This window comes from Gluconacetobacter liquefaciens (genome assembly GCF_003350405.1).
GTDB lineage: Bacteria > Pseudomonadota > Alphaproteobacteria > Acetobacterales > Acetobacteraceae > Gluconacetobacter > Gluconacetobacter liquefaciens.
Genome location: NZ_QQAW01000005.1, coordinates 294,497 through 320,577 on the forward strand (window position 1 = coordinate 294,497; position 26,081 = coordinate 320,577).

The 26,081-nt window shown below is 64.3% G+C and carries 22 protein-coding genes and 2 pseudogenes; 14 read left to right on the forward strand and 10 right to left on the reverse strand.

Going from position 1 to position 26,081, the window contains the following annotated elements; translation table 11 throughout:
* Positions 1 to 78: 78 nt before the first annotated feature.
* Positions 79 to 1,281 carry a pyridoxal phosphate-dependent aminotransferase gene (locus tag C7453_RS11140; protein ID WP_114727600.1) on the forward strand — a complete coding sequence of 401 codons (1,203 nt, stop codon included), beginning with the start codon at positions 79 to 81 and terminating at the stop codon, positions 1,279 to 1,281.
* Between the two features lie 11 nt (positions 1,282 to 1,292).
* Entirely contained in the window at positions 1,293 to 2,507 is a 1,215-nt protein-coding gene (locus tag C7453_RS11145) for a pyridoxal phosphate-dependent aminotransferase (RefSeq protein ID WP_114727601.1), read from the forward strand.
* Between the two features lie 96 nt (positions 2,508 to 2,603).
* On the opposite strand, the gene C7453_RS11150 is transcribed toward C7453_RS11145, so the two are convergent.
* Positions 2,604 to 3,479 (reverse strand): peptidylprolyl isomerase, encoded by an 876-nt coding sequence (locus tag C7453_RS11150; RefSeq protein WP_245948983.1) that lies wholly within the window; start codon positions 3,477 to 3,479, stop codon positions 2,604 to 2,606.
* 311 nt (positions 3,480 to 3,790) lie between these two features.
* On the opposite strand from C7453_RS11150, the gene C7453_RS11155 reads away from it, so the two are divergent.
* The gene (locus tag C7453_RS11155; protein WP_114727602.1) at positions 3,791 to 6,157 is read left to right on the forward strand and encodes a TonB-dependent receptor; all 2,367 of its coding nucleotides are present in this window, start codon (positions 3,791 to 3,793) and stop codon (positions 6,155 to 6,157) included.
* An 18-nt stretch (positions 6,158 to 6,175) separates the two neighbouring features.
* Here the strand turns inward: C7453_RS11155 and C7453_RS11160 are convergent, their stop codons facing one another.
* Positions 6,176 to 7,171, reverse strand: a complete 996-nt coding sequence (locus tag C7453_RS11160) for a DMT family transporter (protein WP_245948984.1) — start codon at positions 7,169 to 7,171, stop codon at positions 6,176 to 6,178.
* Positions 7,172 to 7,262: 91 nt separating this feature from the next.
* Between C7453_RS11160 and C7453_RS11165 the strand changes: the two genes are divergently transcribed.
* Positions 7,263 to 7,745 carry an Lrp/AsnC family transcriptional regulator gene (locus C7453_RS11165; RefSeq protein WP_114727603.1) on the forward strand — a complete coding sequence of 161 codons (483 nt, stop codon included), beginning with the start codon at positions 7,263 to 7,265 and terminating at the stop codon, positions 7,743 to 7,745.
* A 43-nt stretch (positions 7,746 to 7,788) separates the two neighbouring features.
* Here the strand turns inward: C7453_RS11165 and C7453_RS11170 are convergent, their stop codons facing one another.
* The 3 genes from C7453_RS11170 to mtnK form a co-directional block, all read right to left on the reverse strand.
* Positions 7,789 to 9,411, reverse strand: a complete 1,623-nt coding sequence (locus C7453_RS11170; protein ID WP_114727604.1) for an ABC-F family ATP-binding cassette domain-containing protein — start codon at positions 9,409 to 9,411, stop codon at positions 7,789 to 7,791.
* 98 nt (positions 9,412 to 9,509) lie between these two features.
* Positions 9,510 to 10,103 carry a hypothetical protein gene (locus C7453_RS11175; RefSeq protein WP_141288945.1) on the reverse strand — a complete coding sequence of 198 codons (594 nt, stop codon included), beginning with the start codon at positions 10,101 to 10,103 and terminating at the stop codon, positions 9,510 to 9,512.
* 37 nt (positions 10,104 to 10,140) lie between these two features.
* The gene (gene mtnK / locus C7453_RS11180) at positions 10,141 to 11,385 is read right to left on the reverse strand and encodes an S-methyl-5-thioribose kinase (RefSeq protein WP_114727606.1); all 1,245 of its coding nucleotides are present in this window, start codon (positions 11,383 to 11,385) and stop codon (positions 10,141 to 10,143) included.
* A 160-nt stretch (positions 11,386 to 11,545) separates the two neighbouring features.
* On the opposite strand from mtnK, the gene C7453_RS11185 reads away from it, so the two are divergent.
* From C7453_RS11185 to C7453_RS11230, 10 genes and pseudogenes are all read left to right on the forward strand, one after another.
* On the forward strand, positions 11,546 to 12,949 hold the full coding sequence (locus tag C7453_RS11185) for an aminotransferase-like domain-containing protein (RefSeq protein ID WP_114727607.1): 1,404 nt from the start codon (positions 11,546 to 11,548) through the stop codon (positions 12,947 to 12,949).
* 325 nt (positions 12,950 to 13,274) lie between these two features.
* On the forward strand, positions 13,275 to 13,757 hold the full coding sequence (locus tag C7453_RS11190; RefSeq protein ID WP_114727608.1) for an MSMEG_0572/Sll0783 family nitrogen starvation response protein: 483 nt from the start codon (positions 13,275 to 13,277) through the stop codon (positions 13,755 to 13,757).
* Between the two features lie 27 nt (positions 13,758 to 13,784).
* Entirely contained in the window at positions 13,785 to 14,753 is a 969-nt protein-coding gene (locus tag C7453_RS11195; protein ID WP_114727609.1) for a Nit6803 family nitrilase, read from the forward strand.
* Positions 14,750 to 15,859, forward strand: coding sequence for an MSMEG_0568 family radical SAM protein (locus C7453_RS11200; RefSeq protein ID WP_114727610.1), 1,110 nt, complete (start codon positions 14,750 to 14,752; stop codon positions 15,857 to 15,859). The genes C7453_RS11195 and C7453_RS11200 overlap by 4 nt, the downstream gene beginning before the upstream one ends.
* Positions 15,860 to 15,868: 9 nt before the next feature.
* Positions 15,869 to 16,420: an MSMEG_0567/Sll0786 family nitrogen starvation N-acetyltransferase gene (locus C7453_RS11205; RefSeq protein ID WP_114727611.1), complete on the forward strand. Its 552-nt coding sequence runs from the start codon at positions 15,869 to 15,871 to the stop codon at positions 16,418 to 16,420.
* Between the two features lie 2 nt (positions 16,421 to 16,422).
* Positions 16,423 to 17,392 (forward strand): annotated as a pseudogene (locus tag C7453_RS11210) (sll0787 family AIR synthase-like protein).
* Positions 17,389 to 18,560 (forward strand): annotated as a pseudogene (locus C7453_RS11215) (MSMEG_0565 family glycosyltransferase). The pseudogenes C7453_RS11210 and C7453_RS11215 overlap by 4 nt, the downstream one beginning before the upstream one ends.
* Positions 18,553 to 18,837 (forward strand): MSMEG_0570 family nitrogen starvation response protein, encoded by a 285-nt coding sequence (locus C7453_RS11220; RefSeq protein ID WP_114727612.1) that lies wholly within the window; start codon positions 18,553 to 18,555, stop codon positions 18,835 to 18,837. The pseudogene C7453_RS11215 and the gene C7453_RS11220 overlap by 8 nt, the downstream one beginning before the upstream one ends.
* A 22-nt stretch (positions 18,838 to 18,859) precedes the next feature.
* Positions 18,860 to 20,107: an MSMEG_0569 family flavin-dependent oxidoreductase gene (locus tag C7453_RS11225; RefSeq protein WP_114727613.1), complete on the forward strand. Its 1,248-nt coding sequence runs from the start codon at positions 18,860 to 18,862 to the stop codon at positions 20,105 to 20,107.
* A 15-nt stretch (positions 20,108 to 20,122) separates the two neighbouring features.
* Positions 20,123 to 21,895, forward strand: a complete 1,773-nt coding sequence (locus C7453_RS11230; protein WP_114727614.1) for an AMP-binding protein — start codon at positions 20,123 to 20,125, stop codon at positions 21,893 to 21,895.
* Between the two features lie 31 nt (positions 21,896 to 21,926).
* Here the strand turns inward: C7453_RS11230 and C7453_RS11235 are convergent, their stop codons facing one another.
* The 5 genes from C7453_RS11235 to pip all read right to left on the reverse strand — a co-directional run bounded on the left by C7453_RS11235 (position 21,927) and on the right by pip (position 26,064).
* The gene (locus tag C7453_RS11235; protein WP_245948985.1) at positions 21,927 to 22,409 is read right to left on the reverse strand and encodes a hypothetical protein; all 483 of its coding nucleotides are present in this window, start codon (positions 22,407 to 22,409) and stop codon (positions 21,927 to 21,929) included.
* A 64-nt stretch (positions 22,410 to 22,473) separates the two neighbouring features.
* Positions 22,474 to 23,139 carry a hypothetical protein gene (locus C7453_RS11240; protein WP_114727615.1) on the reverse strand — a complete coding sequence of 222 codons (666 nt, stop codon included), beginning with the start codon at positions 23,137 to 23,139 and terminating at the stop codon, positions 22,474 to 22,476.
* Positions 23,140 to 23,904: 765 nt separating this feature from the next.
* A complete protein-coding gene (locus C7453_RS11245; RefSeq protein ID WP_114727616.1) occupies positions 23,905 to 24,480 on the reverse strand; it encodes a cob(I)yrinic acid a,c-diamide adenosyltransferase in 576 nt (191 codons plus the stop codon).
* A 12-nt stretch (positions 24,481 to 24,492) separates the two neighbouring features.
* Complete coding sequence (locus C7453_RS11250) at positions 24,493 to 25,044, reverse strand: DUF4142 domain-containing protein (RefSeq protein WP_114727617.1); 552 nt, start codon at positions 25,042 to 25,044, stop codon at positions 24,493 to 24,495.
* Between the two features lie 72 nt (positions 25,045 to 25,116).
* On the reverse strand, positions 25,117 to 26,064 hold the full coding sequence (gene pip, locus C7453_RS11255) for a prolyl aminopeptidase (protein ID WP_114727618.1): 948 nt from the start codon (positions 26,062 to 26,064) through the stop codon (positions 25,117 to 25,119).
* Positions 26,065 to 26,081: the final 17 nt, after the last annotated feature.

Consider the following 26,081-nt stretch of genomic DNA (forward strand, 5'->3'; position numbering starts at 1 on the left):
GTGTGCGCCCGCCGGGCCGTCTGTGGTGCCGGCGCGTTCCCCCGTTACTGGTTTCCCCGCTACTGTGGACTTGGTGTCATGGATCTTATCGCCGCCCGTCTGAACAAGGTCAGCCCCAGCCAGACCATCGCCATTTCGACCAAGGCGCGCGCCTTGAAGGCGGCTGGACAGGATATTATCAGCCTGTCGGCCGGCGAGCCCGATTTCGACACGCCGCAGAACATCAAGGACGCGGCGATCCGTGCGATCGCCGAGGGCCAGACCAAATATACCGACGTGGCCGGAACGCTGGCGCTGCGCCGGGCGGTGGCCGAACGGTTCCGCATCGATTCCGGGCTGGATTACACGGCTGACGAGATCATCGTTTCCACCGGCGGCAAGCAGGTGATCTATAACGCGATGGTCGCGACCCTGAATCCGGGGGACGAGGCGATCATTCCCGCGCCGTGCTGGGTGTCGTACCCCGATATCGTGGCGCTGGCCGACGGGGTGCCGGTGATCGTGCCGTGCCCGGCGGAGACCGGTTTCAAGCTGCGGGCCGAGGATCTGGAGGCCGCGATCACGCCGCGGACCAAGTGGTTCTTCCTCAACTCGCCCTGCAACCCGACGGGCGCGGCCTATTCGGCCGAGGATCTGCGGCCGATCTGCGATGTGCTGCTGCGGCACCCGGATGTGTGGATCTTTACCGACGATATCTATGACAAGCTGGTTTATGACGGCTTTGTGCCCGCGACCATCGTGCAGGTGGAGCCGAAGCTGCGCGACCGTACCGTGACGATGAATGGGGTGTCGAAAGCCTATGCCATGACCGGCTGGCGCATCGGTTTTTCGGGCGCGCCGGCGGTGCTGACCAAGGCGATGAACAAGTTGCAGAGCCAGTCGACCTCCGGCACCTGCTCGATCAGCCAGGCGGCGGCGGTGGAGGCCCTTTCCGGCCCGCAGGAGTTCATCGGCGAGATGGTGCGGGCCTATCAGGACCGGCGCGACCTGGTGGTGGGGATGCTCAACCAGGCCAAGGGGCTGAGCTGCCATCGGCCTGAGGGGGCGTTCTATGTCTTCCCGTCGATCGAAGGCTGTCTGGGCAAGGTGAGTGCCGGCGGGCGCACCATTGCCAATGACGAGGATTTCGTCACCGCGCTGCTGGAGGAAGAGGGGGTGGCGGCGGTGCATGGCGCGGCCTTCATGTTTGCCGGGCATTTCCGCATTTCCTACGCCACGGACACCGAGAGCCTGCGCGAAGCCTGTGCCCGTATCCAGCGCTTCTGCGCCGGCCTGCGCTGAGGGGCGGTCCGATGATCCTGGATGAACCCGGCTTTGCCGACCGCACCGGGCGGCTGGAATCGCCTGCCACCATCGCCATGGCGGTGCGGGCGCGGGCGTTGCGGGCCGAGGGGCATCAGGTGCTGTCGCTGGCGCTGGGCGAGCCGGATTTCGCGACCCCGCGCGCCGTGATCGAGGCCGCGCATCAGGCGGCGCTCGACGGGCAGACGAAATATCCGCCCGTCGATGGCACGCCGGCGCTGAAGGCGGCGATCGCGCGCAAATTCGCGCGAGAGAACGGGCTGGATTACAGGCTGTCGGAGATCATGGTCTCCAATGGCGGCAAGCAGGTGATCTTCAACGCCTTTATGGCGACGATCGATGCAGGCGACGAAGTGGTGATCCCGGCGCCGTACTGGGTCAGCTATCCGCTCGCGGCGCGGCTGTTCGGCGGGGTGCCGGTGGTGGCCGAATGCCGCGAGGAAGACGGGTTTCGGCTGACTGCGCCGGCGCTTGGGGCAGCGATGTCGTCGCGCACGCGCTGGGTGGTACTGAACTTCCCCAGCAATCCGACCGGCGCGGTGATGGGGCTGGCGGATCTGGAAGCGGTTGCCGAGGTGCTTCGCCGGTATCCGCAGGCGTGGATTCTTTCTGACGAGATCTATGAACATCTGGTTTTCGACGGGGCGCGGCATCATGCGCTGGCGGCTGTGGCGCCGGATCTGGCATCGCGTATCCTGACGGTGAACGGGGTTTCCAAATCCTATGCCATGACAGGCTGGCGCGTGGGTTATGCGGGTGGTCCTGAGCGGCTGATCCGCATGATGACGCGGATTCAGGGCAATGCGACGTCGGGCATCTGTTCGATCGCGCAGGCGGCGGCTGCGGCGGCGCTGGATGGGCCGGCATCGCTGATCGCGGAGATGCGCGATACCTATGCGCGGCGCCGTACGATGGTGGTGGAGGCCCTGCGTGCCATTCCCGGCGTGACCTGTGCGATGCCGCAGGGGGCGTTCTACGCCTATCCGGGCATTGCCGGTTGCCTGGGACGGACCAGCCAGGGTGGGCAGATGCTGCGGACGGACGAGGATTTTGCTCGTGCGCTGCTGGAAGAACAGCATGTGGCCTGTGTGCATGGCAGCGCGTTCGGGCTGGGGCCTTACCTGCGCCTTTCCTGCGCCACCAGTGACGATGTGCTGGTAGAGGCCTGCGCACGGATCGCCGATTTCGTGAGCGGTCTGCGCTAAGCTATCCGTTCAGGGATATCTTACGCTCCCAGCAAAAAGTCCCTGAACGGATAAAAGTTTTTTGGTTCTTTTTTTCAAAAAAGAACGAATACGGCCTTACGGTTTTGGCCGCACGGGCACTGGCACGTTGCACAACGCGACGCCGTTGGCGGGACGGACGAAGAACGGGTCTGTGCGGTTGGCACGGGCGTTCAGGTATTCCGTGAATGTGGGGCTGTCGGTGCGCATGACCTGAAGATGCGGCTGACTGGCGCGGGGCAGGTCGGCGGCGAGCGATATGTTCCGGATTGCGACGTTCTGATCCTTGCTGGCGTAAAAGCCTAGGGCGGCCGTGCCGCGCGGCAAGGCGCCGAAATGCTCCATGCCGGTGAGAACACGCCCTACGACGGCGAGATTGCGGTCGAGCTGGCGGGGGGCTTCGCTGTTGACGGCGTACAGTTCCTGCCCGTCGCCGGTATCGGGGGGCATGTCGCGGCCGGCGCCGACCATGCCGTAGCAATGGGGAAGCCAGACGCGGTCGCCCTCGGCGGCGATGGGCCACCCTGACCAGAAGCCGGACGACGGCGCGTAGGGATCGGGAAAGCCGAGCGGACGAATGGCGATATCCTGACGCGCGCGATCATATTCCGCTGGCGGATGGGCGACGAAGCCTGCGGGTGGCTTGGCCTTTCCGTCGCGGGTGGTCCATTGCACGACGTAATTGTCCTGCACGCGGACGATCGCGCCGCCGTCCCACCCGTGGGCGCGGGCCTGGCGCACGATATTGCCGGTGTGGACCGGTGCGAACTGGGGGGCGAGTTCGATCGTCACCTGCGCGCCGTCGGCCAGTGTCATGACCAGCAGCCGGTCCGGCGGGACATCGGCCCAGGCGGCATCCGGCGCGTGGGCCACGATTTCGGCGGGGGTGGGGTTTGGCGCTGCGGCGGCGATATTCGGCAGGAGCAGGGTGAGGATCGGCAGGAAACGGCGCATGAAGACGATCATGCCTGCTGCGAAAGGATTACGGCAAGCATGAAAACGGAGGATTGCCGCGTCTGTCCTTGATTGTCGCCGACCTGTCGTATGGTTGCCGGAGTGGACGCATTCCACGGGTGCCGTTGCCGCGCGGTGTTTCCCGCCAGTCATCGGGGCTGCGTTGCACCTGTATTATTCTGGCAACAGTTTGTGATTATATTCCATCGTATATGGATCTATGCATGGCGGTATATAGACAGGCCCGGAATGGTGGTGGCAAAAAAGACACAACTTACGGTCTTTGTTCATAATCCGGGCGCGCCAGATCCATGCATCATCGCTTTTCTCCCTTTTTCATCGCCGGAACATTTGGCGCCTTTCTGTTGACCACTTCGGCGCTGGCCGCGCCGACTGTTTCCACGCAGGGCAAGACCGGTAGCCATGCTCCCGGCAAGACGGCGGCCAAGGCGCGCGCCGCCGGAACGCGGGCTGTCAAGGCACCGGCCGGCGTGGCCCCCATTGCCGGGATACTGGATGGTTCCAACGGTGAAACGGTCACCGTCCTTGGTCATCACGCGGCGGATGGCACGGCCGCCAAATACATGAACAAGACCGTTTATCTGGGGCCGCTGGGCAATCGGGACACGCTGGATACGCCTTATTCCATCATGGGCGTTCCGCATGATGTCGTGGTCAACCAGCAGATCCGCAACATCAACGACATGGCGCAGTACCTGCCTTCGGTGCAGCTCGAGATCCGGGGCGACCCCAATACGTCTCGTCCGCAGTCACGCGGGTTCGAGGCCGATGTGGTTGCCAACTCGCGCCTCGACGGGCTGAACGTGGTCTCCACCACGCCTTATCCGGCGGAATGGGTCGATAACCTGCAAGTCCTCAACGGGTTGGCGGGCGCGATGTATGGGCCGGAGAATCCGGCTGGCGTCTTTGAATATACGCTCAAGCGCCCGACTGACCGGCGGACCGAGCGGCTTTCGGTCGGTGCGGATTCCATCGGCACGCCCATCGTCAATGGCGATATCTCGGGGCGCGTCGGCCGGAATGGCTGGTTCGGCTACCGACTGAACATGCTGCATGCCGATGGCACGGGCTATGCGTCGGGAAGCTCGATCCGGCGTGAGATGGTCAGCGCGGATTTCGATATCCATCTGGATGACAGGACGGTGATCGAACTCGATGCCAGCCATTATACCTATGCCGCGCGTGGCCTTGCCCCCGGCTTTGGTATTCCGGCCGGTACTGCCGCCAATCCGACCGGTATCGGCGGGCAGTTGCCCGAAGCACCGGACCTGGGCAGGCGCCTGGCGCCGGGCTGGAGCGGCTATAACATGGAGACCAATACGTTCCTGGCCAAGGTCCGGCACCAGATCAACGATGACTGGAGCTTTACGCTGGGCGGGCTTTACCAGGATGCCATGCGGCAGTCCTTCGGGATCAGCGATACGCTGACCGCGACCGGCGGTACGGATGGATTCTATTCTTCGCGAGCCACGGCGACCACGACGGCCAATGACTTCCGCGTCGGCAGCAACATGGCGTATTTCAACGGCCGTGTTTATACCGGCCCGGTCAGGCATGATCTGGTGATCGGCACCAATGGCTACATGATGGGGAACTACAATCCTGTCAGGGGGGTGACGCCCGCGCAGAGCCTTGGAACATACAATATGTATGGGGATGCCCCCACCAACGGCAGGCAGCCTTATTATGAGGGGCGCTACAAATCCAGCAGCATCGTCAGCCAGTCCTTTATCGTGGGGGACACGCTGACGATCGATAAACACTGGTCGATCATGGGGACGCTCGCCTGGAGCTGGCTTGACCAGAAGGGTGCGCTGAATGCCAGCAGTGCGCTGCGGAAAACCTTTTCGGCCAATGCGGCCTTTAGCCCGACGACCAGCCTGATGTACAAGCCGACGGACAACCAGACCCTCTATTTTACCTATGGGCGGTCGGTCGAGGCTGGGCCGGTGACGCCGAACAGCCAGTATTATACCAATACGAACATCGCATTGCCGATTGCGCATGCGGAGGAATATGAGGTTGGCTATAAGCTGCGTTATCAGAAAATGCAGCTTAACGTCGCTGGTTTCCGCATGACGTCGCCTTATGCGATGTATGTTGCGGCGGCGAATGGCACATGCGCCGGCGGCACGACCTGCCAGACCTATACTTATGGCGGCACGCAGCGCAATTATGGTGTGGAAGCGCAGGTTTCGGGCGAGGTTCTGCCGAACCTTTCCGTTCTTGCCGGTATGACGTGGCTGGATGCGGAGCTGGTCGGCAGTAAAACCGCTGCCTACAACAACAAGGAGATCGTCGGCGCGGCGCCGTTGCAGGCCAGCCTGCTGCTGGATTATCGCCTGCCGGCACGGTGGGGTTCCTTTGCGTCGGGCTGGGCGTTCAATGCCGGTGTCCATTACATGGGCAACCGCGCGGCCAACGTGACCAATACGCTGCATACCGGGTCTTACACGACGCTGGAACTGGGCACGCGCTATGCCTTCCACGTCGCCCGCTTTCCGTGGGTTGCGCGGTTCGGCGTCAGCAACGTGACCAACGAGCGGTATTGGGCGTCGGTCTATACCGGTGCGCCGAGTGGGACGTCGGGTGCGGCATCGACCCTGTATGCAGGGCTGCCGCGTGTGTATCACTTCACCCTGTCGGCGGAGTTCTGAGGCCCTGGTTCTGGGGCGCTAGACCCCGTTTTCGGGCAGGCAGTCCGCGAGGCCGCGTAGTCTGGCGGACTGCCTCTGGTGAACCGAGACGCATGTCAGCACGCTGAGGACGATAAGCGCGAAGGCTGCCATTTCGGGCATGCGGGGCCACCGGCCTTCCCACAGGAAACCGTAGAGCAGGGCGAACAGGGTTTCGAACAGGATCATCTGTCCCGTCATGGTCAGCGGCACGAGGCGGCTCATGCGGTTCCAGAGGGCATTGCCGAAGAGGGAGGCGGCAATGGCGACCGTCAGCGAGACGCTGCCGAACCTTATCCATTGTTCCGGGCTGTGAAGACGGTGGCCGTCCAGAACGGCCAGCGGAAGCAGCAGGATGGCCTGTGTGCCGGTCATCAGCCCCACGAGCAGGTTCCAGTCATGACCGGACACCGCGGGCAGGCGCGCCAGGCAGCGCGTGTTGCCGACGGCATAGGCGGTCCATGAAGCGAGGGCTGCCAGGGCGCACAGCAGGCCGGTCATGGATTGGCGTGTCGCGCCGGGGGCGGCGAGGGCCTGCCAGCCAATGCAGGCCGCCCCGGCCGCGCAGAGCAGGAGGGAAGGCAGCAGCGCCGCAAGAGAGACGGCCCCCTTGTCCCTGCTGCCGATGATCGTGACCGCGACGGGAAGAAACCCGATGACCAGTGAGGTCAGGGCGATGCCGCCGGTCTGTACCGCCATGGAAAGCAGGATGTAATAAAGCGTGTTGCCGAACAGGGAGAGCCAGAAGAGGGCGAGCCAGTTGCGCCGGTGCATGCCCTGTATCAGGCCATTCCAGCGCGGTGCGATCAGGATGGCGGAGAGAGCGCCGTAGGCCAGGTAGCGACCGGTCGCCAGTTGCAGGGGCGTGAACGTGCCGACGAGTTGCGGGGCGAGGAAGACCAGCCCCCAGAGGGCGCCCGCACCCGCGCCACAAAGCATGCCGAGCGGGATGTTGTGGCCGCTCCCCGCGTGTGTTCCTGCCTCGGCCATGCTCATGACGTTTTTCTCCCTCTGTGGCGAGACATATCATCGCGAAAGTGGGTTTTGTGCTCTTGATCGGCAGTCGGAATGCAACAAAAACTCGGTCATGAGCAGAAAAAACGCACCGGGGTCGCTGGACGCGTTCGACAGGGCCATCCTGCGGATCGTGCAGCGGGACAACAGGATGCCGCAGCGGCAGATCGCGGAGCGGGTCAATCTTTCCGCCGCCGCCGTGCAGCGGCGCATTGCTGCCATGGAGAAGGCCGGCATCATCATCGGCAATCATGCCGTGGTGGATGTTCGTGCCGTCAGTCTGGGCATTACCGCCATCGTCGAGGTCTATCTGAAGGACGAGCGCCTGGAGACGGTCGACAATGCCAAGGCGCTCTTCCGGAACGCGCCGGAAGTGCAGCAATGTTATTATGTGACCGGTGGCGTCAGTTTCATGCTGATTATCGTTTCCGCGGACATGACGTCCTATGAAGCGACCACGCGCCGCCTGTTTGCGCAGAACGATTCGGTCGCCGGCTATCGTTCGCTGATTGCGCTGGACAGGGTGAAGGCAGGAAGCGAAATCGTCATTCCGTGATATCCGCGTCCTGCCTCGGGGTCAGCGATGCTGCGTGGGTGCGTCAGGCATGCAGGCCGGGTGCCTCGCGGCCGGTGCGGGCGACATATTCGGTATAGCCGCCATCATAACGGTGGAGCCCTTCCGGTGTCAGTTCCAGGACGCGGTTGGACAGGGCGGCGAGGAAATGCCGGTCGTGGGAGACGAACAGCATCGTGCCGTCATAATCGGCCAGGGCGGTGATCAGCATTTCCTTGGTCGCGATGTCGAGATGGTTGGTCGGTTCGTCGAGCACCAGGAAGTTCGGCGGGTCGTACAGCATCAGGGCCAGGACCAGCCGGGCCTTCTCGCCGCCGGAGAGCACGCGGCAGACCTTGTCGATATCGTCGCCGGAGAAGCCGAAGCCACCGGCCAGTGCCCGGAGCGAGCCCTGGGGGGCGAGGGGGAAGGCGTCGTTCAGGGTTTCGAAGATGGTCCGGCTGCCGTCGAGCAGATCCATGGCGTGCTGGGCGAAATAGCCCATCTTGACGCTGCCGCCGAGCGTGACCGTGCCGGCATCGGGCTCGGTAGTGCCGGTTACCAGTTTCAGCAGGGTGGATTTACCGGCGCCGTTGACGCCGAGCACGCAGCAGCGTTCCTGCCGGCGGATCAGCAGGTCGAGATCCTTGTAGATCACCCGGCTGCCGTATGATTTGTCCACGCCGCGCAGATTGACGACCGCGTCGCCCGAGCGTGGGGCCTGCGGAAAGGTGAAGGAGAGGGTCTGGCGGCGCTTGGGGGGCTCGACCCGGTCGATCTTGTCGAGTTTCTTCACCCGGCTTTGCACCTGCGCGGCGTGGGAGGCGCGGGCCTTGAAGCGTTCGATGAAGGCGACTTCCTTTGCCAGCATGGCCTGCTGGCGGTCGAACTGCGCCTGCTGCTGCTTTTCGTTCATGGCGCGCTGCTGCTCGTAGAACTCGTAATCGCCCGAGAAGCTGGTCAGCGTGCCGCCGTCGATCTCGATCACCTTGTTGATGATCCTGTTCATGAAGGCGCGGTCATGCGAGGTCATCAGCAGGGCGCCGTCGTAACCGGCGAGGAACTGCTCCAGCCAGATCAGGCTTTCCAGGTCGAGATGGTTGCTGGGTTCGTCGAGCAGCATCACGTCCGGCTTCATCAGCAGGATGCGGGCCAGAGCCACGCGCATCTTCCACCCGCCCGACAGGCGGCCCACGTCGCCGTCCATCATCTCCTGGCTGAAGCCCAGTCCGTGCAGGACTTCGCGCGCGCGGCCTTCCAGCGCGTAGCCGCCCAGTTCCTCGAAGCGGGCCTGGACCTCGCCGAACCGTTCGAGGATGGCATCCAGTTCGTCGAACCGCTCCGGGTCGGCCATCGCGGTTTCCAGTTCGGCCAGTTCCGCCCCGATCTCGGCCACCGGGCCGGCCCCGTTCATCACCTCGGCGACCGCGCTGCGGCCGGACATCTCGCCCACATCCTGGTTGAAGAAGCCGACCGAAACGCCGCGGTCGGTCAGGACCTGGCCTTCATCGGGTTCTTCCTGGCCGGTGATCAGGCGGAACAGCGTCGTCTTGCCCGCGCCGTTCGGCCCGACCAGCCCGATCTTCTCGCCTTTTTGCAGCGCCGCCGAAGCCTCGATGAAGATGACGCGATGGCCGTTATGCTTGCTGATAGTGTCGAGACGGATCATGGGGCCTCAGATGCCGAAGGGGAGGGCGGAACGGGAGCGCCCTTATTGCGCAGCCCTTGCGGGCCGTAAACCGCAGGAGGGCATGTGCAAGGGACGCTTTACAGGAAAGAGAGGACTTCCAGCAGTCCGTTGCTGAGCCCGTGACAGAGGGCGGTGGTGAGATAGGGGCGGTAATGCCGGCGGACGGATTTGTAGTAGGTGAGGCTGAAGAGGCTGCCGGATACCAACCCGATGACGAGGGCATCGGAGAATGAGTGATCGGTGAAAATGCCGTTTTTCTTCTTGGGTAGATGCAGAACGAAGAAAATGAGATCCGACAGGATGATGTAGAATATCAGTCTTGTCCTGTTCGTCTGCTTCCAGTGTGGCGAGAAGATAAGTTTATAGCCGAAATGGAATATTGATGTTTCCATCAAGGGTCCCGTGAAAAGAAAATCCACGAATAATGCGACGAGGCCGGGCTGTTCAGTTTGGGAAGGATCGGCACCCGACTGCGCTGACAGGACAAGGAGACATGGTAAATTCAAGGCGAAGTCGACAAGCGCCATCTTGACGGCGAGTAAATAGCCTATTCGTAGATTTCGTGGCCGGGTTTCGGCTGTCGATGTGTTCGGGAGCAGGGTCTGACCGGGATCGGGGGTTGTGAGGTTCCGCGCGGCGCGGCGGAACGTTGCGGAGAGGCTGGTTGTCATTCAGGCCCCGTCAGGGAACGCATTTCGGGCCGCTTCTTCAGTCGGCACGATCGGCGGCAAGCGTGCCGAGCGCCGCGATGGTGGATGTGTGTTCGGGGTGGGCCAGCAGGTCCTGGGCCAGGCGCAGGGCGGCTTCCTGTCTTGCCGCGCGGGTCGTGCGGTCGGCGATCACGTCGAAATCGGCGACGTGGGCGTAGCCGGTGAGGCGGCGGATGATCTCCAGGGCTGCGAAGGCGATCGTGTCGGTTTCGATGTCGTCGAGAAACTGGGTCTGTACCTGTTGCAGGGATGTGGGATCGTCGCGGAACAGGGGGGCGGCGTAGGCGTCGCCGGATTGGGAATGGGCGACCGCGTTGGTCCAGAGGGTGGTGAAATCCTGCCGGAAATGGGTCCAGAATTGCGTGATGTCGCGTAGTGCGCGGGTGCGGCCTTCTGGCGTGGGGGTGGCGAACAGGTGCATCAGCAGGTTGCCGACGAACAGGCCGCAATCGAAGCCGATCGGGCCGGGGAGGGCGAATTCGCCGTCGATGACGCGGGTATCATGGTTCGCGACCATGACCGAGCCCGTGTGCAGGTCGCCGTGCAGCAGGGCCTGCTGGCAGGTGAGGAAGCGGGCCTGCATCTGGCCGACGCGGCGGCGCACGGCCGGGTCGGCGCGCAGGTTCGCCACGATCGGGTCCAGTTCCGGGCTGAGCCAGTGGTTGCGCGGGTGGGCGTGGTAGGGGTCGGTCAGCACCAGATCGACGGTGATGCGGGTGAGGGTGTGGTTGCGGGCGAAGGGGGCCAGCAGGGCCGATGATGCCTCGAATTTGAGGGCCAGCGGCGAGGTCTGGAACGTGGCGCGGGCCACGAAGCGGCCGATGGCGGCGGCGGCTTCCGGCCAGTCACCGCCCTGCATCAGCCCGTGGCGCAGTACCACATGGTCGTTCAGGCTTTCGACCACCAGCACGAACAGGTCGGGGTCGAAATGCAGCAGTTCGGTCGTGAGATTGCCGACATGGGGGCGGACGGCGCGCAGATAGGCGGCCTCGAATGCCGTGCGGTCCAGCGGCATCTTCCAGTTCGGGTCCACCCGGACGTGGGGCAGGGACTGCTTGAAGCAGACACCGCCGGCCGGGCCGTCGATCAGGAACACATTGTTGAGGTTACCGTCACTGACCTCGCTCACCCGCCAGTCGTCCGGCTGGCCGCCCAGGCGTGTCGCGAGGGCGGGTTGGGCGGCGAGAAACGCGCGGATGCCGGCCGGGTCCAGTGTGCGGTAGGGCGTGGGGGATCGGGTCATGCTCTGTGTCTCGTTGGCGGGTCGTCGGTGTGCGGGGAGCATAGCATGCCGGGCGGGGAAGGGCGTGAGGGAGCATGATGCATACAATATCGCGCCCTGATTGCCGGTATTGTATGGAGGGACACGTTTCAACCGGCTCTTCTGTGAAAGTCCCTGCCCGATGTCGAACCGGCCTTATCTCGCGCACTGGAAAGAGCAGATCGATCATAATGCGGGGGCGATCTATCTCACGCTGGTCGATGCGCTGGCGCTGTCGATCCGCAAGGGGGACCTGCGGGAGGGGGACCGGCTGCCGCCGCAGCGGACGATCGCGGAGTATCTGGGCACCAACCTGACCACCGTGACCCGCGCCTTTACCGAGGCGCGGCGGCGGGGGCTGATCGACGCCACGGTGGGGCGGGGGACGTTTATCCGCGTCGGCGCGGGGGAGAGCCACTGGCGGCATACCGGGCCGGCGGTGATCGACCTGACCATGAACCTGCCGCCGGTGCCGCAGGACCCGCCGCTTCAGAAAATGATCCAGGCCGATATCGCGGCGCTGCTGAAACAGCAGGACCTGAACAGCCTGATGTCCTACCGCGTGACCGGCGGGACGATGGAGGAGCGCCAGCTTGGGGCGAAATGGATCGCGCCCGTGGTCGGGCCGCGCCGGGTGGACGAGGTGCTGGTGGCGCCGGGGGCGCAGAGCGCGCTGGCGGCCATCGTCACCACGCTGACCCAGCCCGGCGATGTGATCGTGACCGACCGGATTGCCTATCCGGGCATCCGGACCATCGCCGCGCAGTTCGGGCTGATTCTCGCCGGGGTGGACAGCGACGTCGAGGGGATGATGCCCGATCAGCTCGACCGGGTGTGCGCGCAGCATCATCCAAGGCTGCTTTACTGCATTCCCACCATTCATAATCCGACCACGGCGACCATGTCGCTGCAACGGCGGCGGGACATTCTGGCGGTGGCCCAGCTTCATCATCTGCATGTGGTGGAGGACGATCCATACAGCCTGCTGATGGACGATCGGCCGCCGGCGCTGGCGGCGCTGGATCATGGGCGCGTTTTCTATGTGGCGACGCTGGCCAAGACGCTCAGCCCCGGTCTGCGCACGGCCTATGTGGCGTTGCCGGGCACGGACATGACGCGCCGCGTGACCGCCGCGATCAGGGCGATCGCGCTGACCAATGCGGGGCTGCTGAGTGCGCTGACCGCGCGCTGGATGCAGACGGGGGAGGCCGACCAGATCCTGCATGCGATCCGCACCGAACTGCGTTTGCGACAGTCCATCGCCCGCCGGATTCTGGGCGACGGACACTGCATGAATCCCGATGGCCCGCATGTGTGGCTGAAATTGCCGGACTGGTGGGGCAGCACGGATTTTGTGGCCTATGCGCGCCGCCGGGGGCTGGCACTGGTGCCCAGCACGGTGTTCACGATCAGCGGCGAACCGCCACAGCGGGCCCGGGTTGCGCTGGGCAGTGCACCGGATGCGGCGAGCCTTGAGGATTCGCTGCGTGGGGTGCTGTCGGTGCTTCAGCATAAACGCTCGCCGGGTTTCGCCGATATCGTGTGAGACTCTGGCCGGACAGGCTTGCTGGTGGTGATCGGGTGCCTTTGGGTGGCATCAGATAAAAGGGTGGTTTGTTCACGAGTTCGTGATTTATGAATCCTGGAATAACAATGGGTTGTGGGGGAGGGACGTTATTGTACCCTGCATGATATGATATTGTATGGAATTGAAATCGGCATTCAGGGGTGGGTCGAAGGGATTGTCTTCATTGTAGTGAAGGCGTGATCCATACAAGATTTTACGTCCCGCCTGATCCCGTGCCACGACATCTCCCGTCAGGGCGGCCTGCCTCGTGCCGCCGGATAGCGATCCATACGGGAGATCCATCATGCCGAAAGTCGAACACGCCCCCCACAAGGATGGCGATATCTTCGTCGATTACGAAAACAAGGTTTTCGAGGACGTCAAAGCCAATCCGGGCGAGAAGGCGCTGGTGACCTTCCATACCGTTGCGTTCGAAGGCTCGATCGGGTTCGTCAATCTGTTGCAGGCGACACGGCTGATCCGCAAGGGGTTCGAGACCTCGGTCCTGCTTTACGGACCCGGTGTGACGCTCGGCATCCAGCGCGGCTTTCCGCGGCTGGGGGATGAAGCCTTTCCGGGGCATATGAACTGCAACAAGCAGGTTGCGAAAATCATCGAAGAGGGCGGCAAGGTCTATGCCTGCCGGTTCGCGCTCCAGGCGCTGTACGGCCACGGCGAGCCGTCGCTGATTCCGGGGATTACGCCGATCAATCCGCAGGATGTGCTGGACCTGGTGCTGCTGCATCGCCGGGACAATGCCTTCATCCTCGATACCTGGACGCTCTGATTTTCGATCGCGGGAAGGACCATCGGCATGTCACGCATCGTGCGCGCTGCGGCCATCCAGATTTCGCCCGTTCTGGGCGATGACGGATCGGGGACCGCGCGGAAAGTCTGCCAGAGTATTCGCGACGCCGCGGAACGGGGCGTGAAGCTGGCGGTCTTTCCCGAAACCCTTGTGCCTTATTATCCCTATTTCTCGTTTATCCAGCCGGCTTTTCGCTTTGGCGGCGAGCATCTGGCGCTATACGAACGCGCGGTCGTCGTTCCCGGTCCGGTAACCGGGATGGTGGCGGAGGCGGCGCGCGAGACCGGGATGGTGGTCGTGCTGGGCGTGAACGAGCGCGATCATGGCACGCTGTATAATACGCAGATCATCTTCGATGCCACCGGTGAGATCCTGCTTCGGCGGCGCAAGATCACCCCGACCTATCACGAGCGGATGGTCTGGGGGCAGGGCGACGGCGCGGGGCTGAAGGTGGTGGACAGCGCGGTGGGGCGCATCGGTGCGCTGGCCTGCTGGGAACATTACAATCCGCTGGCTCGCTACGCGCTGATGACCCAGCATGAGGAGATCCATTGCGCGCAGTTTCCCGGCTCGCTGGTCGGACAGATATTCGCCGACCAGATGGAGGTCACGATCCGGCATCATGCGCTGGAATCCGGCTGTTTCGTCGTGAATGCCACCGGTTGGCTGACCGACGAGCAGATCAGCCAGGTTGCGGGTGATCCGGCTTTGGAAGGTCCGCTGCGGGAGGGCTGTTTTACCGCGATCGTCTCGCCGGAAGGCAAGCTGCTCGGCACCCCGCTGACCGAGGGCGAGGGGATGGTGATCGCCGATCTGGATTTCGCGCTGATTACCAAGCGCAAGCGGATGATGGACTCGGTGGGGCATTATGCGCGGCCTGAACTGCTCAGTCTGCTGATCGACCGGCGTCCGGCGCAGACCGTGCATGCGTATGGTGCGGCGACGGAGCCCGGTGGGGTGGAGGCGCTGTCATGAGTGTTCCGACCATCGGCACCATTGCCGGACGGCAATTGATCACCGACCTGCAATCTTTCGGGTTGCAGATCGGGGGGCAGACGGGGGGCGTGACCCGCAAGGGGGGCGCCGGTCCTTCGGACCACAAGGCGATCACCATCGCCGGCCAGACGGTGATGGTGCCGGTTTATACCGCTGATGCGCGGCGCTCCCCCTTTCAGGCGAGCGTGCCGGGGAATGACGGCACCAGCATGCTGGTGCGCGACGGGCAGGCGGTGGGGCCGATCCGTTTTCCCGCGCCGCCGCGTTTTTACGGGCTGGAGACGGCGGACGGTATTCCGTACTGGAAGATCGCGTTGCTGCATGGGCGCGATACGCTGGCGACTACCGTGCACCAGACCTGCATCCGCTATGCCGACCGGCGGACATCTTGCCAGTTCTGTGCCATCGGCCAGTCGCTGGAGGCCGGCCGGACCATTCCCTACAAGACGCCCGCGCAATTGGCCGAAGTCGCGAAGGCGGCGGTGGAACTGGACCATGTGCGCGACATGGTGCTGACGACCGGCACGCCCAATATCGTGGATCGGGGTGCCGCCGTGCTGGCGGAATCGGCCCGTGCGATCCGGGCGGCGGTCGACCTGCCGTTGCAGGTGCAGTGCGAGCCGCCGCGTGACCATGCCTGGCTCGGGCGGCTGCGTGAGGCCGGTGCGGACAGTCTGGGCATGCATCTGGAAGCCGCGACGCAGGCGGTGCGGGAGCGGATCATGCCCGGCAAGGCGACCGTCAGCGTCGATCGCTATCTGGAGGCTTTTGCCAGCGCGGTGCCGGTTTTCGGGCGCGGGCAGGTGAATACCTATCTGCTGGCCGGGTTGGGGGATACGGCGGAGGAGATCCTGTCGCTGGCGCAGCGGCTGATTGCGCTTGGGGTCTATCCGTTCGTGGTGCCGTTCGTGCCGATTTCGGGCACGCCGCTGGAAAACCATGCGCCGCCTTCGTCCGATTTCATGAAATCCGTTCTGGCCCCGCTGGGTGGGATGCTGCGGGCGGCGAACATGAAATCGACCGATATCCGGGCCGGGTGCGGCCGCTGTGGCGCCTGTTCGTCTCTCTCGGCGTATGAGCAGTGAGGGCGGGTCATGGATGATATCGAGGTTCGCCCTTTCGTTCCGACGGAATATGTCGTGCGGCTTGCGCGCTCGAAATGGGAGCGGGCGGGGCATTATGCCCTGCGGCGTGAAATCTTCTGCCGGGAACAGGGGGTTTTTCAGGATGACGACCGCGATGCCATAGATGCGCAGGCCATGCCCATCATCGCATCCTGCTGCGTGGCCGGGATGCCGGACCGGATTGTCGGGGCGGTGCGTATCCATGAAGCCGAGCCGGGCATCTGGCGCGGTTCGCGGCTGGCGGTGCATGCGGAGCATCGCCGCCTGGGGCGGATCGGGGCGGAACTGATCCGCATGGCGGTGTGTACCGCGCATGGGCTTGGGGCGCGGCGTTTCTTCGCGCAGGTGCAGGAGCAGAATGTGCTGTTCTTCCGCCGCCTGCACTGGACGAGCCTCGGGACCATCACGCTGCATGGTCTGCCGCATCATGAGATGGAGGCCGATCTTTCCCGCTATCCGGCGCACGGGCGGGCGCAGACATGGTTGCTGCGCCCCCAGCCCGTTTTGCGGCGGAGCGCGTGAGGATGCGCGCCCTGGCCGCGATGCTGCATGGCCTGCGGGAGAGCCGCGCGCTGGCCGCGAAACGCGATATCGCCGGGACGGTTGCCGCGCTGGGTTATGGGGGCGCGGAGGCTATCCGGCTGGGGGACGATTGCGCGGCGATTCCGGATGGCGATGGCTATCTTCTTTTTGCCAGCGAGGGATTTCAGGACGGGTTCGTGCGCGCCATGCCCTGGTTTGCCGGCTATTGCGGCGTGATGGTCAATGCCAGCGACATCGCGGCGATGGGCGGGCGGGCGATTGCGGTTGTCGATACGCTGTGGGGCGAGAGCGCCGGGGGTGCCGCGCCGATCCTGCATGGGTTGCGGGATGGGGCGCGGGCTTATGGCATTCCGGTCGTGGGGGGGGCATACCAATCTCGGCAGTGCGCATTGTTCGCTGTCAGTGGCCATTCTCGGGCGGGCGCGGCGGCTGCTGACCAGTTTCGATGCCCGGCCGGGCGAGGTGCTGGTTGCCGCCATCGATCTGCGGGGGAAATGGCATGACCCGCATCCGTTCTGGGACGCCAGTTCGGAAACGGGGGCAGGCGGGGATGCCGCGCGCTTGCGGGCCGACCTTGAGTTGCTGCCGGAAATCGCGGAGGCGGGGCTGAGCCGGGCGGCCAAGGATATCAGCATGGCGGGGATACTGGGCACCGCCGTGATGCTGGCGGAATGTTCGCGGATCGGGGTGACGGTGGATCTGGATGCGATTCCCCGGCCGGATGGCGCGCCGATGGAACGTTGGCTCGGTGCCTTTCCCAGCTATGGTTATCTGCTGACCGCGCGGCCTGCGGATGCGGAGGCCATTCTGGCCCGCTTTCGGGCGCGGGGCATTGCCGCCGCCGTCATTGGCGCCTGTGACCGGTCGCGGACGCTGGATGTGCTGCATGGCGGCGTGCGCGAGACGTTCTGGGATCTGGGGCAGGAGCCTCTGATCGGTTGTGCGCCATGACGCTCTCCATCGGGATTCTCACCCATTCGACCAATCCGCGAGGCGGCGTGGTGCATGGTATGGCGCTGGCCGAGGCGTTGTGCGACGCCGGGTATGAGGCGACGCTGATTGCGCCCGATGCCGGCGGAGAGGGTTTTTTTCGCACGCCGCGCTGTGCCGTGCGCTGCATTCCGGTGCCGGAGGTGCGGGACCTGTCCGCGCGGGTGGAATGCCATGTCGCCGCCATGCGCGAGGCGTTGCGGGATGCGCGGTATAACGTGCTGCATGCGCAGGACCCGATCAGTGCCAATGCGCTGGCGGATCTGGTGGTGGAAGGGCGGATTGCCGGATTTGCGCGCACCGTTCACCATCTCGACCGTTTTGCCGACCCTGGTCTGGCGTTTCGTCAGGCGCGAGGGCTGCGGGCGGCGGCGGAGCTTTTTACCGTCAGCGCATTGTGGGAACGCACGCTGCTTGCGGAGTGGGGGCGGGTGGCGCCGGTCGTTGGCAACGGGGTCGATCCGCTGCGGTTTTCGCCGGAGGTGAATGCGCAGGATTGCTCGTTGTGGGCGCGCCATGGGGTGCCGCCGGATCGGCATCTGATCCTGTCGGTAGGCGGGATCGAGCGGCGGAAGAATACGCTTGTTCTGCTGGAGGCGTTTCTGTGTCTGCGCGCGGTGCGGCCGGATGTGCATCTTGTCGTCGTCGGGGGGGGGCGTCGCTACTGGATCATTCCGATTATCGCGCGGCTTTTGCCGCGCTTCTGTCGGCCAGTGGGCATGCTGAGTCCGTAACGGTGACGGGGCCGGTCGCGGATGCCGATATGGCGGCCTTCTACCGGCAGGCAGCGGTGCTGGCCTATCCCTCGCACTGTGAAGGGTTCGGGCTGTGCCCGGTCGAGGCGCTGGCCTGCGGCACCCCGATCATCGTGCCCGATGCCGCGCCTTTTACCGAACATCTGCGTGGTGACGAGGCCCTGTGGTGTGTGCCGGAGCAGCCCGACACCCTTGCCGATGCCCTGCATGACGCGCTGCGGCCCGGCTGTCGCGACCGTTTCGGGGCCGTTGGCCCTGCGGTCGCGCGCCGCTTCTGCTGGCACGATGTCGCGGCGCGGCACATCCCTGCCTATCGGCGTCTGGCGGCGTTGCCCCGCGCCGGGGTGCTTCAGGAGAGTTCGATCAATGCCTGAAATGATCTTTCGTGTCCGCTGGCCGGACGGGACGGAGAGCGACTGTTATTCGCCCTCGCTGGTGGTGCGCGATCACCTGGTGCCGGGGGCGGATTATCCGGTTGCGGACTTCCTGGCCCGCGCGGACGCGGCGCTGACGGAGGCCAGTGCGCGGGTGCAGGCCCGGTACGGGTTTCCGTGCAGTCGGGCGCTCGGCCAGTTGCAGACCATTCGCACGCTCTGCGCGCGCTTTGCTGTTTCGGAGGATGCGCGGGTGCGTGTCCAGTCGTTCGACTGAAATCCCTTTGCGGAATATCCTTATGTCACAGAATGAAAAAACCATTTCCGTCGTGATCGTCGGCGGCGGGCAGGCCGGGCTTTCGCTGAGCTGGTATCTCTGCCGCGAGGCGGTGGACCATGTTGTGCTGGAGGCTGGAACGGCCTGTCATTCCTGGGATGACGAGCGGTGGGACAATTTCTGCCTCGTTACCCCGAACTGGCAGTGCCAATTGCCGGGGCACCCTTATGCGGGGAGTGATCCGCATGGCTTCATGGTGAAGAACGAGATCATTGATTATGTGCGGTCCTTTCGGGGCTCCTTCACGCCGCCGCTGCGCGAGCACACGCGGGTGACGTCCGTGACCCGTCATGAAGAGGGCGGGTACCGTGTGGTGGCCAACGAGGAGGTGTGGCACGCCCAGCATGTCGTGATCGCCTCTGGTGCCTATCATGATGCGGTGATCCCCGGTTATGCCGGGGCGATTGATCCCGCGATTATCCAGATTCATTCGCAGGATTATCGGAATGCGGCGCAGCTTCCCGAGGGAGCGGTGCTGGTGGTGGGCAGCGGGCAGTCGGGTGCGCAGATTGTCGAAGATCTGCATCTCGAAGGCCGCAAGGTGCATCTGTGCGTCGGCAGCGCGCCGCGTGTCTCGCGCTTCTATCGCGGGCGCGACGTGGTGGACTGGCTGGCGGACATGAAATTCTATGACCTGACGGTGGACCGGCATCCGCTGCGGGATGGGGCGCGTGACAAGACCAACCATTATGTCACCGGCCGCAATGGCGGGCATGATCTCGATCTGCGGCAGTTCGCGAAGGAGGGCGTGGGGCTGCATGGCACGCTGGAGACCATCCGCGACGAGGTTGCGCATTTCCTGCCCGACCTGAAGGAAAATCTCGACGACGCGGACAAGACCAATGCCGACATCAAGGCCTCGATCGACGCGCACATCGCGCGGGCGGGGATCGAGGCGCCGGTCGAAGCCCCTTATGTGCCGGTGTGGGAGCCGGAGCGCGGAAACGCGCCGCTCGACCTGAAGGCGGCGGGGATTACCGCCATCCTGTGGTGCATCGGGTTCCGGCCGGATTATCGCTGGATCGACGTGCCGGTCTTCAACGGGGCGACGAAGCCGGTGTGGGATCGGGGGGTGACCGATGCGCCCGGTTTCTACTTCCTGGGCCTGCCCTGGCTGCACACCTGGGGGTCTGGCCGGTTCTCCGGCATCTCGCGCGATGCTGCGTGGCTTGCCGGCCAGATTACCGGAAAAGAGATCCCGATCGCCTGAAGGAGGACGTGCGCCATGCTTCCGTGGACGACCTACGATGCCATGCGGCATGCGGCTTCGGCCGATCCTGAAGGGTTCTGGCTGGAGGCCGCGCGGCGCATCGCATGGGAGCAGGCGCCCGTTGCCGCCTGTCGGCCACGTGCGGACGGGTGGCATGACTGGTTTGCCGGCGGCACGCTCAATAGCTGCCATAACGCGGTGGACCGGCACGTGGCGGCCGGGCGTGGCGAGCAGCCCGCCCTGATCTGGCATTCCTGCGCGACGCAGGAGACGCGGAGCCTGTCCTACGCCGCACTTCAGCGGCGGGTTGCGGGGTTTGCCGGCGGGTTGCGGGCGCTGGGAGTCGGCAAGGGGGACCGGGTGCTGATCGCGGCGCCCTGCATGGTGGAAACCGCGATCGCCATGCTGGCCTGTGCGCGGCTCGGCGCGGTGCATGTGGTGGTCTTCGCGGGCTATGCGGCGGCGGAACTGGCGCGGCGGATCGATGACGTGACGCCGAAGATCGTTGTCGCAGCCAGTTGCAGTTTTCAGGGACGGACGGTGGTGCCGGCGCAGGCGACGCTGGACGAGGCGCTGGCCGGGGCGGTGCATGTGCCCGATGGCTGCGTCATCGTGCAGCGCGCGTCCTGCCCGATGCGGATGGTGGCGGGGCGGGACCATGATTTTCATGTGCTGGAGCGGTATCCGCCGGTGGCGCCGGTGCCGGTGCGGGCCGAGGACCCGCTCTATGTTCTGCATACGTCCGGGACGACGGGAACGCCCAAGGGGATTGTCCGCGACAATGGCGGCCATGCGGTGGCTCTGAGCCTTTCCATGGAACTGATCTATGGCTGCGGGCCGGGGGATTGTTTCTTTACCACGTCGGATCTCGGCTGGGTGGTCGGGCATTCCTATGGGGTCTACGCGCCTTTGCTGGGCGGCGGGACCAGCGTCATCGTGGAGGGATGTCCCTCTGGCTCGGTGATCGAACGGCTTTGTGCCACGCATGATGTGAAATGCCTGTTCACGACGCCGACGCAGTTGCGGGTGATGCGCCAGGGCGGCGTGGATCTTTCAGGCAGCAGGCTGCCAGCGCTGAAGCGGGTTTTCGTGGCCGGGGAATATGCCGATCCGACCCTGCTGGACTGGGCGCGGGCCTGTTTCGATCGGCCGGTGGTGAATCACTGGTGGCAGACCGAAACCGGATGGAGCATTACCGCGCATTTCTTCGGGCTGCCTGAGGCGGAGCCTGCGGCGATCCTGAATGATATCGGACGGCCCGCTCCCGGTTTTTCGCCGGTGGTTCGCCCGGCGGTGGCAGGGGAGACGAGTGGTGAGATATTGCTGGCGCTGCCGCTGCCGCCGGGTTGCCTCGCCGGGATCTGGAAGGCGGGCGCGTTGCGGCCCCCGACTACGTATCTGGCGGAGGGTGGGGGCTGTTATCGCACCTTCGATGAAGGGCTGATCACGGATGATCGGGCCGTGCATATGCTGGGGCGCTCCGACGATGTCATCAAGGTGGCGGGGCGCCGGGTTTCCGGTGTGCAGATCGAGAAGATCATTGCCGGGCACGAGAAGGTTCATGCCTGTGCGGTCGTGGCCGTATCCGACGGGCTGCGGGGGCAGCGGCCGGTTGCCTATGTGGTGCCGGCCTCGTGGCCGGCGCAGCCGGGATGGGCGGCGGAGATTGCCGAGCGGGTCGCGTGCGGATTGGGGCGGTGGGTGGGGCTGAAGGAGGTGCTGTTCGTACGGCAATTGCCGACGACGGTATCGGGCAAGATCATGCGCCGGACATTGGCGACCGCCTAAGGATGTGGGCAGCCGGCCTGTTCCGCGATCGTTACTGGCCCGGCATTGCATCGCGGGGGCGGGCGGGACGCAGCAGGTAGAGGATTTCGATCATCAGGCCGGGTAGCAGGATCATTCCCGTCGTCAGGCCGCCCAGCCAGAAGGCTACGAGCCCGGTGGCCAGGGAGGCGGCCATGACGCCGCGCCCGGCCGGGCCGAGTGCGACGACGAACAGCACGGCACTGAAGGCGCTGGCGGCGGCGGCGGCCAGCGTTCGCACGGGGTGGGAAAGCAGGTCCGTGCCCATGCCGCCGACGACATTGCCCATGATATGCGCATGGTCCGTCTGTCCGGCCATGCCGAACAGGAAGGAGAACGGCAGGAACAGGATGCCGAAGATATCGCGCAGCAGCAGGAAAAGCCCGTTGACCAGCGGCGCCATCATGAGGATGGCGGCAGCGCCGCCCATGCAGGCGACGACGAGGACGATCGCGAGCCGTTCAAGCACGATGGAAAGGCGTGCCGTGTTCCGCATGTCGCGGATCACGGGCTGGCGCGCCGATCGGCGCGGGCTTGCCGTATGACCAGGGAGAGCCTGCTTATTTCTTCTTGATCCACCATTTCACGGGCTCGGGTTCGTCCTCGATCACCTCGGGGGCAGGAGCGTGGCGGGGGCGGGGAACCGGTGCGGGTTTCGGCTGTCGGGGGAGGGCGGCGCGCGGCTTGGGGGCGGAAAGCTCCGCTGTCAGACGCGCGATTTCGGCACGGGCCGCGGACAGGCTGGCGCGCAGGGCCTGGATTTCCTCGTCACGGCTGACCACGCCGGCCTGGGCTTCGGCCAGAACGATGTCGGCGTGGCCGATACGGGTTTCCAGAGAGCGCAGGGTGGCCTGGGCATCGTGGCAGGCGCGGTCGGCGTCGTCGCGCTGCTTCTGCAACAGCTTTACCTGCAGGCGCAGCCGCTCGACTTCGCCGCCATCCTCCTGCGGTGCATGCATCGCCCGGGCCGCCGGGCGGTTGAGGACATGATGTTCGACCCGGACATCGCCATCCTGGACGAATTTCCGCCGCCGTTGTGCCGCGTCGAAGGGGCGGGCAGCGGCGCGGGGCGTCGCCTGGGAGGAGGAGGCAGGAGCGGATTGTTTCGAACCGAGACGGGATAGGGCGAGACGCAGCGCCTGCTCGTTGACCTCGTCGCGATTATCGTTGTCGGATTGTTCGGTGTCTGCGGCAAAGGGGAAGGTATCGTTATAGGATGCGGACATGGGGGCGTCTCTCAAAGTGGAGATGAAAATCGTGGGGAATGTTTGAAAATATGCCGGCGTGGGGGCGTGTTTTCTGTCTTGTTCATTTCATTCCGAACGAGGCGGGCATTGTTCTGTTGTTTCGCGCCGCGCCGGAATGACCGGATGCCGATTTCACAGGGGCAACCGGCTCGGAACCGGTGAGTGCGAAGCGCATATGGATTAAGAGAATTTGATCCAATAAGTTTCATATACTCTTTTTTCTGAAGAAAACGCAAGACCATGCCGTTTGTAAGTTCTTGTGGCGTTGTGTTGCGGTACCAATGCGGCATGTGTGAAATTTCATGATCGTGTAATGTTGGTCATTAAATTGACGTAAATAACTACGAATATTATAAATATCGATACGAAATCAGTATTATTTTTATGTTATACGTGGATTTTGTGCGGTATTTTCCGAAGTGTATTCTTTTGTATTTTTATAATTTGATAATTTATTGATATTTTCTCCGTTTTGTTTCTCTGATTGCACTGAATTCAGCGGAGTCGAAGGTTTCATGCGTGATAACAGCGAGACATGGAACGGAAGCTGGGCGGTTTTCGTCTTTTCCAGGTTCTGGAATAGGTAGAATAATAGACATCACGTTTCTGTGATGTCCAGTGCGATTCAGACTTTCATGGGTACAGCGTGACCCGGCGCGCCCATGCGTTCGACAGAAATCGAGATGCTGCGTGATCTGGATCGGCCCCGGATTGTCGGGCGATTCATGAAATTGGGCAGGGTTCTCAGGCGTCCCGGCTGCCGGGTTGCCATGGAACGTCGTCCTGCCCGTCGTTATTCAGGTGCCGGGCCAGTACGAACAGGTAATCGGACAGCCGGTTCAGGCAGCGCAGCACGGATGCGCTGACGAATTCTTCCTTGCGGAGCATGACCACCTGGCGTTCCGCCCGGCGGGCCACGGTACGGGCCAGATGGGCATGGGCGGCGCCAGGACTGCCGGCGGGCAGCACGAAACTGCGCAGCGGAGTCTGGCGCGTGCGCAGGCTTTCCGTCGCCTGTTCGAGAAACGCGACCGCCGCGTCGCCGCCGCGAAAATTGTCGGCATCTTCCGGCCCCTGCTCCGGCACGCACAATATACCGCCGATATCGAACAGAAGGGACTGGATCCGTGCGAGGCATGCGGCATCGGGCGACGGGGGCGGCACATGCAGGCGTAGCACGCCGATTGTGGCGTTGGCTTCGTCCACCGCGCCTATTGCTTCGATCCGGGCGCAGGATTTGTCGACCCGTGTTCCGTCGCCCAGCGAAGTCTGGCCGCCATCGCCTCCCCTGGTGACGATGCGGTCGATTCGGATGCTCATGCGGCGTTCCGGTCAGTGATGGAGGCGGTGATGGTGCCTGTGTTGGCCCAATGCTTTCGCCATGTCCAGATGGGACTGAATGTCGGCCTGCATGTCGGTGGCGTAGGCCTTCAGGGCCGGGTCGGTGCCGTTGGTGGCTTCGGCCTGGAACAACTGGGTCGCATTGTCATGGCCGGCGATTTGCAGCGCGGTGAAGTCGCGGTCGAAGGCGCGGCCTTTTTCGGCTTTCAGGCTGTCCAGCACATGCTCTTCGTCCGTGTCCAGGTCGTCGGGCAGGGTGGTGCCGTGCTGGTCGGCGATGGCCTTCAGCCGGTCCTGGCTGGCGGTGTGGTCGGTGACCAGGCGGGCGGCGAAAGTTTTGACATGCGGATCGCGGGCCTGGGTATCGGCCAGCTTCGCCGCTGCGATGATGAAATCGTTGCTGCGGGCGGCCTTGTCGAGGAACGTGATGTCGGTTTCCGTCAGGGAAGGTGGCTGGGGCATGGGGGCGGGCTTCGGCGCGGTGGCGCAGGCGGCCAGCGGCAGGAGCGCCACAACGGGCAGCCAGCGGGTAAATTTCGTCATTCGTCCCTGATCCTTACGGCATGTCGGATAAAGGGGTAACGCGATCGTGCGGGTCGGGTTCTGACCGTGGCGCTAGAGAGCGCGCAACTCTTCCATGCAGGTAACGAGGCGCCGGCGGATTCCTGGTTCCAGCGCGGAGTGCCCGGCATCGGGCACCAGGGTGAGCGTGGCGCCGGGCCAGGCATGGGCCAGGTCCCACGCGGAGGTGCAGGGGCAGATCATGTCGTAGCGGCCCTGGACGATGATTCCGGGAATATGGGCGATCCGCTCCATATGGGCCAGCAGGCCGCCGGGCGGCAGGAACAGGCCATGGCGGAAATAATGCGCCTCGATCCGCGCCAGGCCGATCACCGCGCGGTCGCGGGCGAAGCCGGCGACCGCGGCGGGGGCCGGAAACAGGGTGGAGCAGGTGCCCTCGTAGCTGGACCATGCCCGCGCCGCCGGCAGGTGGATCGCCGGATCGGGGTCGAACAGCAGCCGACAATAGGCGGCCAGCGGGTCGTGTCGGTCCTGTTCGGGGAGATGCGCGAGAAAATCTGTGTGCGCGTCGGGAAAAATCTGGCCCAGGCCATGGAAGAACCAGTCCAGTTCGCTCGGTCGGCCAAGGAATATCCCGCGCAGGACCATCGCGCGAACCCGCTCCGGGTGGGTCTGGGCGTAGGAGAGTGCCAGTGTGGAGCCCCATGAGCCGCCGAACAGCACCCAGTCCGCTATGCCCAGCGTCGTGCGCAGATGTTCGATATCCTGCACCAGATGCGGCGTGGTGTTGGCGGTGACCGATGCATGGGGGCGCGAGCGCCCGGCGCCGCGCTGGTCGAACAGCACGATTCGCCAGTGCGTGGGGTCGAAGAAGCGGCGATGGACCGCCCCGCTGCCGGCGCCGGGGCCGCCATGGAGAAACAGGACCGGCCGGCCGGCCGGGTTGCCTGCCTGTTCCCAATAGATTTCGTGCCCGTCGCCCACAGGCAGATAGCCGCTTTCGTAGGGTGCGATGTCGGGAAACAGGTCGTGGCGTGACATGGGGCGACTATACGGCA